Consider the following 15,902-nt stretch of genomic DNA (forward strand, 5'->3'; position numbering starts at 1 on the left):
GCATAATCCCTAACCGAAAATCGATTCCGATTTGGGGGTCATGCGCGGAGCTTTGCAGAGTGCCAGCCGATCCCGGACGGGTGTCAGAACGGAGACGACTGTCGGATTACCAGACCTTCTCGCGTCGGCGGCTTCAGTACTCGCGCTCGTAGAAAACGCCGCCCTTGGCTTCGCCGGCATCGGTAGCCTCACCGCGCAATTTGACGCCGCGCCCGACGTCGAGATCGATCGCCGCCTTGCCCGAACCCGGCTTGTCGCCCTTCTGGATCCTCACATAGGTGCGGTCGTTGAGATATTTGCCCGCCGAGACCGCGGTGCCGCCCTCCTCGTCGGTGATGACGTCGAGATCGTCGACGCCGATCGCGCTGCGCAGGTTCTGGAGCAGCGAGGTCGAGCCGCCGACACCGGCCAGCTGCGCGGCGGCTTCGGCAAGCTGAGCGATCTGCAGCGGCGACAGGTTCGACATCGAACGGCCGAAAATCAGTTGCGCCAGAACCTCGTCTTCCGGCAGCGCCGGCACCGACGAGAAGTTGAATTTCGGATTGGTCGCCTCGCCCGATACCACGATGGTGACGGTTGCGCTGCTCGTCGTCGACGTCGCCGTGAGGTTGAGATAAGGCACCAGCGAGCCTGAAAAGCCGACCGTGCCTTCGGTGAAGGTCAGCCGCTTGGCGAGGATCGTCAGCCGCCCGCGCTGCAAGGTGAAAGTGCCGACGGCTTGCGGCGACGATGCCGGGCCGGTCAGCCGCAGCGAACCGCCAAGCTCGGCATCGACACCCCTGCCCTGGATGAAGATCTGGCTCGGCGCATTGACCGTGACATCGAGGTTGAGGCCGCCGCCACCGCTGCTGCCGCTCGCCGTCGCCGGGCGCAACGCCTTGTCCTGCGCGCGCACGGCAGCCGGTGCGTTCTTGTGCTTGACGTTGAGCGCCGCAAGCGAGCCCGGCAGCTTTTCGGGAACGGTGATGACGGTCTTGGCCAGGTTGATCGTACCCGAGATCACCGGCGCCGACGCGAGCGGCCCCTTGATGGTCAGGTCGCCGCCGAGATTGGCGGTGACCACTCTGCCGTCGGTGTAGCGGCCGTCGACGAGCTTGACCGACAGGTCGGCCGGAAAACCTTGCCCCGGATTGATGCCGACCGTGCCGCTGGCCGACAGGCTGCCGCGCGTCGACAAATTGCCGGTCAGGCGGTTGATCCTGGCGACGCCACCGCCGATCGCCACATCGGCGGTGATATCATTGATTGCAAGTCCCGAGCGTGCATCGATCAGGCGGGCACCCGACGTGCGGACCGTGCCTGTGATCACCGGCGACGTCGCCGGGCCGCGCACCTTCAAATCGACATCGGCCGTGCCGCTCAACGACAGGCCTTGCGCGGCAAGTGTCCGGGTGAGGAAGGCGAACGGCACCTTGCCGGAAAAGTCGAGATCAAGGGTGGGCGTGCCTGATGTCGTCATCGTGCCGCCGCCCTTGAGGCCGAGACCGGCGGCATCGCTCATGCTGGCGTCGAAGGTCAGTCTGTTGCCCGAATATGTGCCGGAGGACGAAACGCCCATGCCGCCGAAACCGGCACCGCGGGTCTGCGACGTCTGGACGCCTGCGGCGTCGATCTTGAAGGCGACGGCCGGATTGGCCGGCGCGCCCGTCACCTTCACCGTGCCCGAGATCGAGCCGGCGGCATCAAGGCCCGGCGAGAAACTGTCGGCGAGCGACATCGGCACCCGCGCCAGCGTCGCGTTGAGGTTGAGCGCCTCCCCGAGCTTGCCCGAAACCGTCGCCGTGCCGCCGCCGAGGTTGAGTGCGAGCCTGTCCAGGCTGGTGGTGCCGTTGGCGATGGTGATGGTCGAGGCCTGGGCGATCGCCGCCTTAATGCCGCGCATGGTCGCCTGGCCGGAGGTGAGCTCGACCGTCGTCGTGCCGTTGGCGATCCTGACGCGGCCGGCGGCTCTGGCCGGAATGTCCTTGACGGTGGCGCCGCCGGAAAAGCCGGTCCAATCGCCGTCGCGGGTGAGATCGACATCGATGCCGCGAATGACGGTGCCGCCAGAGGTGACGCTGTCGGCGCGGATCTTTCCGGAGATCACCGGTGCCGCGAGATAGTTGGCGATCGATGCATCGATGGTGATTGTCTTTGCCAAGACATCGCCGCGTGAAATCGAAGCCGTCGAAGCCTTGATGGTGACCTCAGGCACACTGCCGGTCTTCGAGAAGACGATCGTGCCGCGCACGTCGCCTTCCGCCTTTTCCAGCGCAAGGGCTACGAGCGGTCCGATGTCAGGCAGGTCGAGCGCCACAGTGCCATCAGGCACGAAAGCCTCATCAAGCGCCAGGTCGCCTGATATCCGGTTCTTGCCGAGCGACAGCAAAAGTCCGTTGATGGCGCGCTTGCCGTCTGATGTCGCCAGCACGGCACTGCCTTGCAGGGGCTGGCCCGCGACATTTCCGGCCAGTTGGACATTGGCCGTCGGGTTGGCCGCATCGGCTTTGCCGGTGGCGGTGAGCCTCAGCCCGGTGATCTCGCGTTCGGCCACCGAAAGCCGGTCGCTGTTGACCGTCAGCGACAGGTCGGGCGCTGTGCTGGCGCCTTGCGCGTTCAGCGCGAAAGCAATGGCGCCCTTGGCATCCCCGGACAGAAGCGAGATGTCGGCCAGCGCGCCCTTGATGTCGGCGGCGAGTTTATTGTCGGCAAGGCTGGCCTGCCCGTCGGCAGTCAGCGCGCCGGACACCAGCCTGATCGCGTTGGCGGTGACATTGCCATTGGCGTCGCGCTTCAGCGCGGCACTGAGTTCCGTCCGCTCCGCGAGCACACCGCGCGCTGCCGCCGGCAGCGCTGCGGAAGCCGCATCCGCCTTAAGATTGAGATCGATGGCCCCGTCGGACAGCGAGACCCTCCCGTTGAAGCCGGTGTTCAGCGCGTCGCCCGTCACCGACCCGCTGTCGATGACGATGGTGTCAGTGGCGAGGCTGCCGGCGACCTTAGCGGTGATCTTGCCGGCGAACAGCGGCGCGATGGTCGGATTGTCCAGGCCGATCTTGTTTGCCGTCACCGTGCCGGAGATCGGCCCTATTCGGCCCTTCACGTCGAAGGCGTCCGAATGCAATGCCAGGGTGAGCCCCTCGACCTTGGTAAAATTCGTCGCGACCGAAGACAGGACAGCGGAGATATCGAGCTTCGGCTGCGTGCCCTGCCCCGCAGCCTTTACCGAAAGCGCCTGCAGCTCGAGCTTGATCGGGCTCTCAGTGCTGCCAAGCGCCAGTGGCAGGCTTGGGCCGGTCGAGGCGAGGTCGAGCGCAAAATCGCTGGCGCCGTTCGGATTGATGGTACCGGCGGCCTTGCCAGAAATTTTGTCGCCGGCAAGCGTCGCGTGGTCGATGGCGACGCCGCTGGCGGAGGAGAAGCTGCCTGCCGCATCGACATTGAGCGGCCCGAGCCCCGCCTGGCGGGTCTGGCTGGTCTCGGCGCCGCTGAGCTGCGCCTTGAAACGAATGTTGGGGGCTGCCGACGGTCCCGTCACTTGCGCTGTTCCGCCGAGCGTGCCCGCGGCGTCGAGGCCGGGTGAAAAATCATTGGCAAGGGCGGCCGGCAATGCGGAAAACTCTGCCGCGAGGTCGAGCGTCTGGCCGGCGGTGCCGGACACGTTGACCGATCCGCCGCCGACATCGAGCATCAGCTTCTCGATGCTGGCTGTGCCATCGGCGATGCTCAAGCTCGACGGCTGCGCAATCGCTGCCTTGATGCCGCGAATGGTCGCTTCGCCCGAAGCGATTTCGACGTTTGTCATGCCGTCCGCGATCTTCACCCTGCCTTCGGCCGTGGCCGGAATGCCGGCGACGGTGGCGCCGCCGGAAAAGCCTGTCCAGTCGCCATCACGCTTGAGATCGACATCGATGCCGCGAATGACGGTGCCGCCGGAGGTGACGCTGTCGGCACGGATTTTTCCTGAGATCACCGGTGCGGCGAGATAGTTGGCAATCAGCGCATCGATGGTGACCGTCTTTGCCGAAAGATCGCCGCGCGAAATTGAATCTGTGGTCGCCTTGATGGCGACATCAGGCGCATTGCCGGTCTTCGAGAAGGCGACCGTGCCACGCACGTCGCCGTTTGCTTTTTCCAGCGCCAGGGCTGCGAGCGGACTGATATCGGGTAGATCCAGCGCCACCGTGCCGAGCGGCAGGAAGCTATCGTCGAGAGCAAGGTCGCCCGAAACTTTGTTGTCGCCCAGTGACAGGCTTAGTCCGTTTATGGACCGTTTTCCCTGGCGCGTTACCAGCGACGCCTTGAAATCGAGTGGCTCGTCATTGACGGATCCGGTGAGCGAGATATCGGCCGCCGGGCTGGCGATGTCGCCCTTCCCCGTCGCGGTGAGCCTCAGCCCGGTGATCTCGCGTTCGGCCACCGAAAGCCGGTCGCTGTCGACCGTCAGCGACAGGTCCGGCGCTGTACCAGCGCCCTGCGCGTTCAGCGCGAACGTTATGGCGCCCTTGGCATCCTTCGACAGAAGCGAGATGTCGGCCAGCGCGCCCTTGAGGTCGGCGCTGACCTTGTGGTCGGCGAGGCTGGCCTGCCCGTCGGCGCTGAATGCACCTGATACCAGCCTGATGGCGTTGGCGATAACATTGCCGTTGGCGTCGCGCTTCAGTGCCGCGCTGAGCTGCGTCCGCTCGGCGAGCACTCCGCGCACTGCCGCCGGCAGTGCTGCGGAAGCCGCAACCGCCCTGAGGTTGAGATCGATGGCGCCATCGGCCAGGGAGACCCTTCCATTAAAGCCGCTGTCCAGTACCTCGCTCGTCACCGAGCCGCTGTCGATGACGATGGTATCGGTAGCGAGATCGCCGGCGACCTTGGCAGTGATCTTTCCGGCGAGCAGCGGCGCGATGGTCGGATTGTCCAGGCCGATCTTGTCCGCCGTCACCGTGCCGGAAATCGGCCCTGTCCGGCCCTTCAGATCGAAGGCGTCGGAATGGAGCGCAAGCGCGATGCCTTCGGCCTTGGCGAGGTTGGTGGCGACCGACGGCAGTGTCGCGGAGATATTCAGCGTCGATTGCATGCCCTGCCCCGCGACCTCCACCGACAGCGCTTGCAACTCGAGATTGATCGGACTCTCGGTGCTGCCAAGCGCCAGCGGCAGACTCGGGCCGGTCGAGGCGAGGTCGAGCGCAAAATCGCTGGCGCCGTTCGGATTGATGGTACCGGCGGCCTTGCCAGAAATTTTGTCGCCGGCAAGCGTCGCGTGGTCGATGGCGACGCCGCTGGCGGAGGAGAAGCTGCCTGCCGCATCGACATTGAGCGGCCCGAGCCCCGCCTGGCGGGTCTGGCTGGTCTCGGCGCCGCTGAGCTGCGCCTTGAAACGAATGTTGGGGGCTGCCGACGGTCCCGTCACTTGCGCCGTTCCACCGAGCGTACCCGCGGTGACAAGGCCGGGTGAAAAATCATTGGCAAGGGCGGCCGGCAACGCGGAAAACTCTGCCGCGAGGTCGAGCGTCTGGCCGGCGGTGCCGGACACGGTCACCGATCCGCCGCCGACATCGAGCATCAGCTTCTCGATGCTGGCTGTGCCATCGGCGATGCTCAAGCTCGACGGCTGCGCGATCGCTGCCTTGATGCCGCGAATGGTCGCTTCGCCCGAGGCGATCTCGACGCTTGTCGTGCCGTCGGCGATCTTCACCCTGCCTTCGGCCGTGGCCGGAATGCCGGCTACGGTGGCGCCGCCGGAAAACCCGGTCCAGTCGCCGTCGCGCTTCAAATCGACACCGATGCTGCTGACGACTGTGGTTCCCGATGTGACCGTATCGGCTTTGATGGTGCCGGAGATCGCCGGTGCCTTGAGATAGTTGGCGACCAGCGCGTTGACGGCGATGGTCTTCGCTGCCAGATCGCCGCGCGAAATAGACCCGCTTGTCATATCGATCGCGACCGTCGGCGCGCCACCATCATTCGAAAGGCGGATGCTGCCCTGCACGTCGCCTGCTGCCGTCTGCCCAGCAAGTGCAGCCAGCGGTCCGATATCGGGCGCTTCGAGTGTCAGCGTGCCGAGCGGCAGCAAGCTGTCGTCGAGAGCGATATCCCCCGAGACCTTGTTGTCGGCCAGCGACAGGTTAAGCCCGTTGATGGAACGCTTTCCGTCACGCGTGACCAACGATGCCCTGAGATCGAGCGGCTGGTCGTCGACGGAGCCGGTCAGTGAGACATCGGCGGCGGGGTTGGCGATATCGGCCTTCCCCGTCGCCGCCAGCTTGATCGTCTTGACCGTATGACCGGACGCCGTGAGGCTGTCGCTGTCGGCCGAGACCGAGAAATCCGGCGCCGTGCGCGCGCCGCTCGCCGTGAGCGCGAAATCGACGGCCCCGCCGACCGGTACGCCAACCATTGGCGACAGCACCGAAACGTCGCCGAGCGTGCCCTTGATATCGGCCTGGATGTCTGTGCCAGTCGCGCTGGCGGTGCCGCTGGCGCTGAGCGAGCCCGAAGTGAGTTGCAGCGTATTAGCAGCAAAGGAACCTTGCGGATCGCGGGTCGCGGTCGCCGAGAATGTCACGCGCTCACCGAGAACCGAGCGGATCTGCGGCGGCAGCGCCGTCGAGACGGCATCGGCATTCATCTTGAGCGTTATCGCCAGATCAGCCAGCGCCACCTTGGCCGTCACGGAGGCGTTGAGCGCGGCGCTGCGCAGCGTGCCTTGATCGACGGCAATCTCGTTCTTGCTGATGGACCCGGCGAGCTCCGCTGTCACCCTGCCAGTCACCAGCGGCGCCAGCGTCGCCACGTCGGTATTCAGGCCGCCAGCTGTAAGCTTGATGCTGACCGGTCCGCTGCGGTCCTGTATGTCGAAGCCGTCGGAATGGATTTCAGCCGCCAGATCGTCCACCCGTGTACCGCCCGCCACCACCGAAACCAGGGACGCGCCGATGTCGATTATCGGCGCCTTGCCGCCGCCGAACGCGCGGGCCGTGGCGCCGATGATCGCGACGGTCACCGGCTGCGCCGCAGTGCCGAGGCTGAGTACGATCGGTGGACCCTTGGCGGCGAGTTCCACCGAAAGGTCGCTGGCGCCATTGGGGTCGATGATGCCCGCGGCGGTGCCATGCACGGCATCGCTGTCGATGCTGGCGCGCTCGACTTCGACGCCGCCCGTCACGATCGCGGTTCCGGCAAGGTCGAAGCTGGTCTTGCCGGCAAACAAGGACTTCAGATTGTCGGGCAAGAAGCGCTGGAAGTCACCGTCGCCCTTGGCCTCGACATAGTTGCCCTTGTCGGTGAGCTGGTGGCGACCGGTGAGCTGGGTGACGATCTGGCCGTCGACGACGAAGGTACCGATCCCGCTCCAGTTGGCGACCGGCCCCGTGCCGGTGACGACGATGTTGACCGGCGGCGCATCCGGCAATTTGAGCAGATTGGCGATAATGCCGCCGGCCGGCTCCGATGCCTTCAGATCGAGGTCGAGCTTGTTGTCGGCGGGCGCGAAATGGATATTGGCGTCGACCTTGCCTTGCTTGCCGTCGCGGCGGGTGATGTTGAGGCTGGTTTCGAGCGCCAATGGCGCCGCGTCGGCCTTGAACGAACCCTTGGCCGCGAGTTCGGCGATACCGCTGCCGGCCAGCGCCTGGCCGAGCGCGATTTCTGGCAGGTCGATCTGCTTGATGTCGAGCGACACCGGCAGCGTGGTGGCGCCACCTTGGCTCGGCTGCGTGCCGGCCGCCGGCAGCCGCGCCAGCTCGATGCGATCGGCGGCGACGCGGCCGGCGCTAAAGTTTTTCGACAGAAGCTCCAGCGGCGACCAGTCGACGGCCACCTTGCGCGCCACCAGCCAGGGGCCCTGGCGATCCTCCAGCACGACATGGTCGACAGTCAGCGCGCCGGACCAGATGCCGTCGATGCCGCTGACCGTGACCTTCCGGTCATCGGTCGACGCCATGGTCGAGATGATGCCGGCGAGATTGTCGCGGCCGCGCTCGGTCTTGGTCAGCACGACGAGCGCACCGACCACCGCCGCCACCACGATGAGCAGCGTATAAAGGACAATGCGAAGGACGCGTTTGAACATTGTCATCAGAACGCCTGGCCGATGCCGGCATAAATGCCGAAATGCGGGTCATCGGGACCCCGGTTGAGCGGCACCGCCGCATCGATGCGCAGCGGTCCGAACGGCGTAATATAGCGCAAGCCGACGCCGGCGCCGACCTTCATGCCGGAAAAATCCGGGAATTGATTGGTCGAGACGGTGCCGGCATCGACGAACGGCACGACGCCGATCGTGTCGGTGATGGCGATGCGCATCTCGACCGAGGTTTCGAAGAAGGACAACCCGCCGATCGGCTCTCCGTCGGCGTCCTTCGGACCGATGCCCTGATAGGCATAACCGCGCACCGAGCCGCCGCCGCCGGAATAGAAGCGGCGGTCGGCCGGAACATCCTGAAGGCCGGCACCGATGATCGAGCCGATGGCGACACGTTCGGCCAAGACGAACTTCGAGGCCGCGTCGAGCGACTGATAGGCCGATCCTTCGCCCCTCAGCTTGACGAAGGCCGCACCGTTCAAAATGTCGTAGCTCGGCTCGGCATAGGCCAGCGCCCTGAATCCGGTCGTCGGGTTGAGCCGGCTGTCGCGGTTATCGAAGACATATCGCAGCGGAACGCTGGCGATCAGATAGGTGTGCTTGCCGAAGGAATCGGTGATCTTCGAATAGTCGAGCGCGACTTCCGCGGAAACCGTCTGCTGCCTGTCGAGTTCATAAGACAGGCCGCTGCTGCCCTTGACCGAGAAACGGTCGTAGGCGTCGGGATGCTCCAGCACGGTGTTGACGTTGGCGAAGAATTTGGACGCCGGCCCGACCACGCCCGGCTTTTCGAACATGATGCCGGCATTGTAGTTGAGCTCAGTCAGCTCATTGCTGCCGATGCCGCTGATTTCGCCCTCGATGCGCAGTTTTTCGGCACGGCCGAACAGGTTGCGGTGGCCCCAATAGCCTTCGAGGCCGAGCCCCTCGGTGTTGGAGAAGGTGCCGCCAAGGCCAAAGTAGCGCGGCTTGCGCTCGCTCACTTCGACGCCGATCGGGATGTTGCCGTCGGCGTCGAGACCGTCGGCCTCCTTCAGCGTCACGCTGTTGAAGACTTCCAGCCCGAGCAGCCTGTCGCGCGCCTCGTCGATCTCTTCCGGCGAATATTGGCGGCCGCGCTTCAGGCCGGTCATGTATTCGGTGAAATCGCGGTCGACCTTTTCGGTGCCTTCGACCGTGGTGTCGCCGTAGCCGGCAACCGGCCCGGCCGCCACGGTCAGCGTCACGTCGAGCGTCGAGGTGGCGTGGTCGGCGACGATCTCGCGGTTCGTCACCTTGGCCAACGGCCTGCCTTCCTCCTTGAGCGCCCGCACGATCGACGCCTCGGCCTTGAGCACGGCACCGGAACCGGCATCGCCGCCGGCGATCAGGCCGAAATCGGCGCCCGCCAGCCCCGCCGCATCGCCCTCCAGCCTGATGTCGCCAAGCGTGAATTTCGGCCCGGTCGCAATGTTGATCACCACCGGGATCGGCTGCGGACCCGAAAATTCGGCGTCGGGCGGCAAATCGTCGAGCGGCTTGCCTTCGATGGTGATGGTGACTACGCCTTCGTAGCGGGCGTCCGCATAAAGTGCGGCGACAAGCTGATCGCGGTCGCCACGCGCCTTGGCCAGCAGGCCGAGCGAACCGGAGACCGGACGTTCTTCGTCGTCCTTCAGCGCCGAGGCGTTTTCGAGCTTCTCGGCGAGGTCCTCGTCGGCGTCGGGCGCCTCCATGGTCAGCGCATAGCGCAGCGGATCGACGATATCGGCGTCTTCATCCTCCGACGATCCCCACAGCTTGATGCCGAAGATCTCGAAAGCGGCCGCATTTCCGCTCGCGGCAACCAATGCAGTCGAGCACAGCAAGGCGAAAAGCAGGGCGTGCGAAAGCACACGCCGTGGCGCGGTTCCTCCCGACATCTGCCTTTCATACGCCGACATTACAACTCTACACTAGCCGCCAAAGCTAAAATTGGAATGAAGTTCTGAATTGCTCGTAAAGGAGCCACAATCCAATTGTCTGAAATGGACAGGGCTTGGAATTCACACCTTCTGCGTTGCCGCAAGAATGCGTGATCCCTGTCCTATGGAGGTATTACCGGTCATCGGCCGGAAAGGAAACCGTTGGCAGGCGGAACCTGCCGCGTCCTCGTGTTGACAAGCGTCACTGAGCTTGAACATGTCTGGACGTAACGTAGACGTAACGTAAGCAGTGTCTGGAGGGGTGTTATGGCAATGCGCGCGGCTCGTGGTCTGTCGATCTTTTTCCTTCTCTTGTTCGCCTGGAGCAGTGTCGCGCAAGCGGCCGAAGCGCGCCGGGTGGCGACATCGGATAATTCCGATTATTTCGGCTTCGATCTCAGATCCGACCAGAATGTCAGCCTCGATCAGTGCAAGACGACATGTCTCGGCGATCCCGCCTGCCGCGCCTTTACCTATAACCCCAAGGCCAAATGGTGTTTTCTCAAATCCGACTATAACACGCTGAAATCGTTCAAGGGCGCCGTCGCCGGCACGGTCATCAACGTCGAAGGCGACCCCGATATCGGCGCGCCACCGGACCTCGCCTTCTTCCCTGCCTGGATGGCCGACCAGGCCCAGCAATACCGCAACAGACTGACGGGTCCGGCCTACACCAAGCCCACCGAAGGGCTGACGGCGCTAAGGGAGGCGGCAAAACAAGCGTCGCAGACCGGCGACCACCGCTTGGCCATCCAAAAATACGAGGCTTTGATTTCGGTATTGCCCGACGATGGCCAGCTTTGGCTCGAACTGGCGCGGGAAACGCTTGCCGTGCAGCCGACCGCCAACAGCGCGGAGGCGTCCACCCTGCCGGCGAACGCCACCTCCGCCGGCTTCAACGCCTACAAATTGCTGCGCACCACAAAAACGCGCGCCGAAGCGCTGGCACTGCTTGGCGACGGGCTCGACCGCCGCGATCTCTCTCGGCCGGCCTTGCAGGCCTACGAAGCGAGCCTCGCGCTGGTCAGTTCGCCTTGGGTCTCGGCCGCCTATCAGGATCTCAAGGCCCGCAAGGGCTTCCGCGTCGTCGATCACACGGTCGACGCCGACACCAGCGCGCCGCGCATATGCGCGCAATTTTCCGAGGATCTGGTCAAGACCGGTGTCGACTACTCGCAATTCGTCACCGTCGACAACGCCGCCCCCAAGGGCGTCGAGGCCAAGGACAAGCAGATCTGCGTCGAGGGGCTCGAGCACGGCCAGCATTACGACGTGACCTTCCGCCCCGGCCTGCCGGCCGCCATCGGCGAGGTGGTTACCACCCCGGTGGTGCTGTCGATCTACGTGCAGGACCGCGCCCCATCCGCCCGTTTCACCGGCGACAGCTTCGTGCTGCCTGCCGGCGCGCGCCGCGGCATCCCGGTCGTCACCGTCAACATGAACGTCGCCGAAATGAAGCTCTACCGCATCGGCGACCGCTCGCTGACCCAGCTCCTGTCCGGCTACCAGTTCCTGCGCCAGCTTGACGGCTATGACATCTCCAACATTTCCGATCAGATGGGCGAGCCGGTCTGGCAAGGCCAGCTCGACATCGCCAACGACCTGAACAAGGAAGTCACAACGTCCTTCCCGGTCGACGAAGCGCTGCCGCAGCGCAAGCCCGGCGTCTATGTGCTGACCGCGCAACCGGTCGACGAGAATGACAACGACTATGATTCGCGCGCCACGCAATGGTTCGTCGTCTCCGATATCGGCCTGTCGACCTATACCGGGCAGGATGGGCTGAACGTCTTTGCCCGTTCGCTCGGAACCGCCAAGCCGATATCAGGTGCTGAACTGACGCTGCTCGCCAGGAACAATGAGATCCTCGGCACCGCAACCACGGACGCCGAAGGCCGGGCGGTCTTCAACCCCGGACTGACGCGCGGCGACGGCGGCATGGTCCCGGCCGTGCTGACGGCCAAGCAGGGTGACAGCGACTTCGTCTTCCTTGACATGGGCCGTGCCGGCTTTGACCTGTCCGATCGTGGCGTCACCGGGCGTCCCGCGCCGGGCGCGCTCGACGTCTATGCCTGGACCGAACGCGGCATCTACCGCGCCGGCGAGGACGTCCATGTCGCGGCCCTTGCCCGCGACGGCGCCGCCAAGGCGGTCGAGAACCTGCCGCTGACCTTCATCTTCACGCGCCCCGATGGCGTCGAGAACCGCCGCATCGTCAGCGACGGCGCATCGGCCGGCGGCCATGCCGTCGACCTGCCGCTCGAACCCAACGCCATGCGCGGCACCTGGACGGTGGCGATCCACACCGACCCCAAGCAGGCGGCGGTCGCTAGCCAGATGTTCCTGGTCGAGGATTTCGTGCCGGATCGCATCGAGTTCGACCTGTCCTCAGACAAGCAGGAGATCGCGCAGGGCGAAACTGCCAACGTCACCGTCGACGGCCGCTTCCTTTATGGCGCGCCGGCCGCGGGGCTGGCGCTCGAAGGCGAACTGACGCTGTCGACCATCCGCGACTGGGACCGCTTCAAGGGCTATTCCTTCGGCCTCGCCGACGAGCAGTCGGCGGAACCGTCAGTCACACCGTTCACCGGGCTGCCGGTGGTCGGCGAGGACGGCAAGGCGACCTTCCCGGTTTCCGTCGACCAGTTGCCCTCGACCACAAAGCTGGTCGATGCCAAGGTTACGGTCAGGATGCGCGAGACCGGCGGCCGCGCCGTCGAGCGCTCGCTCAACATCGGCATCCGGCCGCAGGGCCACATGATCGGCATCCGCCCGGATTTCGACGGCGACGAGGTGCCGCAAGGCGGCACGGCGAAGTTCAGCCTGATCGCCGTCGACCCCGACGGCAAGCGCGAGGCGCTGCAGGGCGCGCAATGGTCGCTGGTCAAGGTTGAACGCAATTACCAATGGTACCGCTCCAGCAATTCCTGGAACTATGAGCCGGTCACCTTCACCAAGTCGGTGGCCAACGGCCAGGTCGACATGACCGCTGACGGCGAGGCCACCGTGTCGCTGCCGGTCGACTGGGGCCGCTATCGGCTCGAGATCGAGACATCGGACCCGGAAGGCCCGGCGACCAGCTACGAATTCGACGCCGGCTGGTATGTCAGCTCCACCACAACAGAGACGCCTGATGGCCTGGAGATCGCCCTCGACAAGGACAACTACGCCGCGGGCGAAGTGGCCAAGCTCAAAGTGTCGCCGCATTTCGCCGGCGAGCTGCTCGTCACCATCGGCGCCGACAAGCTCTTGAAAACCGTCACCGCCAGCGTGCCGGCCGGCGGCAGCACCATCGACATCCCGGTCGACGACGACTGGGGCGCCGGCGCTTATGTCACGGCAACGCTGTTCAGGCCGGGCGATGCGCAGGAAACGCGCATGCCGGCGCGCGCCATCGGCGTCAAATGGCTGAAGGTCGATCCGGGCTCCAAGAAGCTCGCCGTCACCTTGACGCCGCCGGACAAGACCATGCCGCGCCAGCAGCTGTCGATCCCGGTCTCGGCGGCCGGCGTGCAGCCGGGCGCCAACGCCTATGTCATGGTCGCGGCCGTCGATGTCGGCATCCTCAACCTCACCAATTACAAGGTGCCGGATCCGGAGACCTGGTTCTTCGGCCAGCGCATGCTCGGCCTTGAAGTACGCGACCTCTACGGCCGCCTGATCGACGGCTCGCTGGGCACGTCAGGCAAGCTGCGCACCGGCGGCGACGGCGCCAACATACAATCGCAAGGCAGCCCGCCGACCGAAAAGCTGGTGGCCTTCTTCTCCGGTCCTGTCCAGCTCGACGCCGACGGCAAGGCACAGATCGACTTCGACATCCCGCAGTTCAACGGCACCGTGCGCGTCATGGCCGTCGCCTGGACCAAGGACGGGGTCGGCCATGCCCAGTCCGACGTGATCGTGCGCGATCCGGTGGTGATCACCGCCGGCTTGCCGCGCTTCCTGGCGCCCGACGATTCGGCCGTCATGCGGCTTGATGTCACCGACGCCGACGGTCCGGAGGGCGATTATGCACTGTCGATAAGCACCACCGGCAATCTTTCGACCGGCAGTGCCGCCCTGCCCGAAAAGCTGACGCTCGCCAAGGGCAAGCGGCAGACGCTGACCGTGCCGCTGATCGCTAAAACGCCGGGCAACGCCTCGATCACCATCAAGCTCGCCCATGCCGACGGCACCGCTGTCGAGCAGACGCTGTATGTTCCGGTGCGGCCGGCGCAATTGCCGGTGACCACCCGCATGGTGGTCGACCTCAAGGGCAATGGCGGGTCGCTGCGCATCGACAAGGAGCTCTTGGCGGCAAGCCTGCTCGACGGCGCTTCGGTCAGCGTCGGCGTTTCGCAGGCGGCGGCCTTCGACGTGCCGTCGCTCCTGATGACGCTCGACCGCTACCCCTATGGCTGCGCCGAGCAGACCACCAGCCGCGCCATGCCGCTTCTCTATGTCAACGAGATGGCCTCGGGCGTCGGCATGGCCAGCGACGCCGACCTGCACGGCCGCATCCAGGACGCCATCTACAAGGTGCTGAGCTACCAGGCGTCGGCCGGCAGCTTCGGCCTGTGGGGTCCGGGCTCCGGTGACCTGTGGCTCGACGCCTATGTCACCGACTTCCTGACCCGGGCGCGCGAGCAGAAATACGACGTGCCGGCCCTGGCAATGAACCAGGCGCTGAGCAATCTGCAAAACGCCCTCGGCTACGATCAGGACGTCAAGGGTCGCGGTAGCGAGATCGCCTATGCGCTCTATGTGCTGGCCCGCAACAAGAAGGCCTCGATCGGCGATCTGCACTACTATGCCGACACCCAGATCGAAGCCTTTACGAGCCCGATGGCTGTCGCCCAATTGGCGGCGGGCCTGGCGCTCTATGGCGACACGCAGCGCTCGGAAGCCACCTTCCAGGCCGCCCTGCAACTGGCCAATTCGAGCTCGGCATACGACTACTACAGGTCCGATTATGGCTCGCCGCTGCGCGACGGCGCGGCGATGCTGGCGCTTGCCGCCGAATCCAAGCCGGTGCCGACTATCGTGCCGGCGCTGATCAAGCGGGTGACCCAGGAACGCGCCGCCGTCAGATGGACAAGCACGCAGGACGAGTCCTGGATGCTGCTGGCGGCTCGCGCACTGAAGGCCGGCAACGATTCGATCGCGCTGACCATCAACGGCGCGCCGCATGCCGGCGCCTATTCGGACCAGATCGCCGGCAGCGACATTGCCAACAGCCCGCTGACCGTCGCCAACACCGGCAGCAGCCCGCTGCAGGCGGTCGTCACCACAGTGGCCTCGCCGATCCAGCCGCTGCCGGCCAGCGGCAACGGCTTCACCATCGGCCGCACCTACTACAAGCTCGACGGCACCGAAGCCAATGTCACGGAGGCGACCCAGAACGAACGCTATGTCGTCGTGCTTAGTATCTATGAGCAAAACAGATGGCCGTCGCGGCTGGTGGTCACCGATCTGCTGCCGGCCGGCTTCGAGATCGACAATCCGGGCCTGGTTTCCAGCGCCCAGTTGTCGAACTTCTCCTGGCTGGCCCAGACCGACGCCGCCCATCTCGAATTCCGCGACGACCGTTTCGTCGCGGCCTTCAATCCGAACGATGGCGACGGCGACCGCAACATCACGCTCGCCTATGTCGTGCGTGCGGTGACACCGGGCACCTATGCCCACCCGGCGGCAACGGTCGAGGACATGTACCGGCCGCAATATTCGGCCCGCACCGCGACCGGCATGATGGAGGTCAAGGCGCCGTAAGGCAAAGATGGCGAACAGGAACATGGCGATGGCACCGCCCCTCATCGCCCTGCCGGGCACTTCTCCCCGTCGCTATACGGGGAGAAGGGGCCGGTGTCCGAACCGGATAGATAGGTAACAGAATGGACCGATTGCATGGGTGACAGTTTTCTTGT

General features: G+C 65.2%; 3 protein-coding genes. 1 reads left to right on the top strand and 2 read right to left on the bottom strand.

Annotation, left to right across the window (positions count from 1 at the left end; genetic code table 11):
- Positions 1–133 precede the first annotated feature (133 nt).
- Positions 134–8,050: a translocation/assembly module TamB domain-containing protein gene (locus NKH12_RS22415; RefSeq protein ID WP_352955135.1), complete on the bottom strand. Its 7,917-nt coding sequence runs from the start codon at positions 8,048–8,050 to the stop codon at positions 134–136.
- The gene (locus NKH12_RS22420) at positions 8,050–9,978 is read right to left on the bottom strand and encodes an autotransporter assembly complex protein TamA (RefSeq protein WP_352955136.1); all 1,929 of its coding nucleotides are present in this window, start codon (positions 9,976–9,978) and stop codon (positions 8,050–8,052) included. The genes NKH12_RS22415 and NKH12_RS22420 overlap by 1 nt, the downstream gene beginning before the upstream one ends.
- Before the next feature lie 288 nt (positions 9,979–10,266).
- Here NKH12_RS22420 and NKH12_RS22425 point away from each other — a divergent pair, with 288 nt between their 5' ends.
- The gene (locus tag NKH12_RS22425; protein WP_352955137.1) at positions 10,267–15,747 is read left to right on the top strand and encodes an alpha-2-macroglobulin family protein; all 5,481 of its coding nucleotides are present in this window, start codon (positions 10,267–10,269) and stop codon (positions 15,745–15,747) included.
- Positions 15,748–15,902 lie beyond the last annotated feature (155 nt).

Source organism: Mesorhizobium sp. M1322, assembly GCF_040318085.1.
GTDB lineage: Bacteria > Pseudomonadota > Alphaproteobacteria > Rhizobiales > Rhizobiaceae > Mesorhizobium.

Excerpts from the sequence above, each read along its gene's own strand:
- NKH12_RS22425 (WP_352955137.1), top strand. The coding sequence starts at position 10,267 with ATGGCAATGCGCGCGGCTCGTGGTCTGTCGATCTTTTTCCTTCTCTTG.
- NKH12_RS22420 (WP_352955136.1), bottom strand. The coding sequence starts at position 9,978 with ATGTCGGCGTATGAAAGGCAGATGTCGGGAGGAACCGCGCCACGGCGT.
- NKH12_RS22415 (WP_352955135.1), bottom strand. The coding sequence starts at position 8,050 with ATGACAATGTTCAAACGCGTCCTTCGCATTGTCCTTTATACGCTGCTC.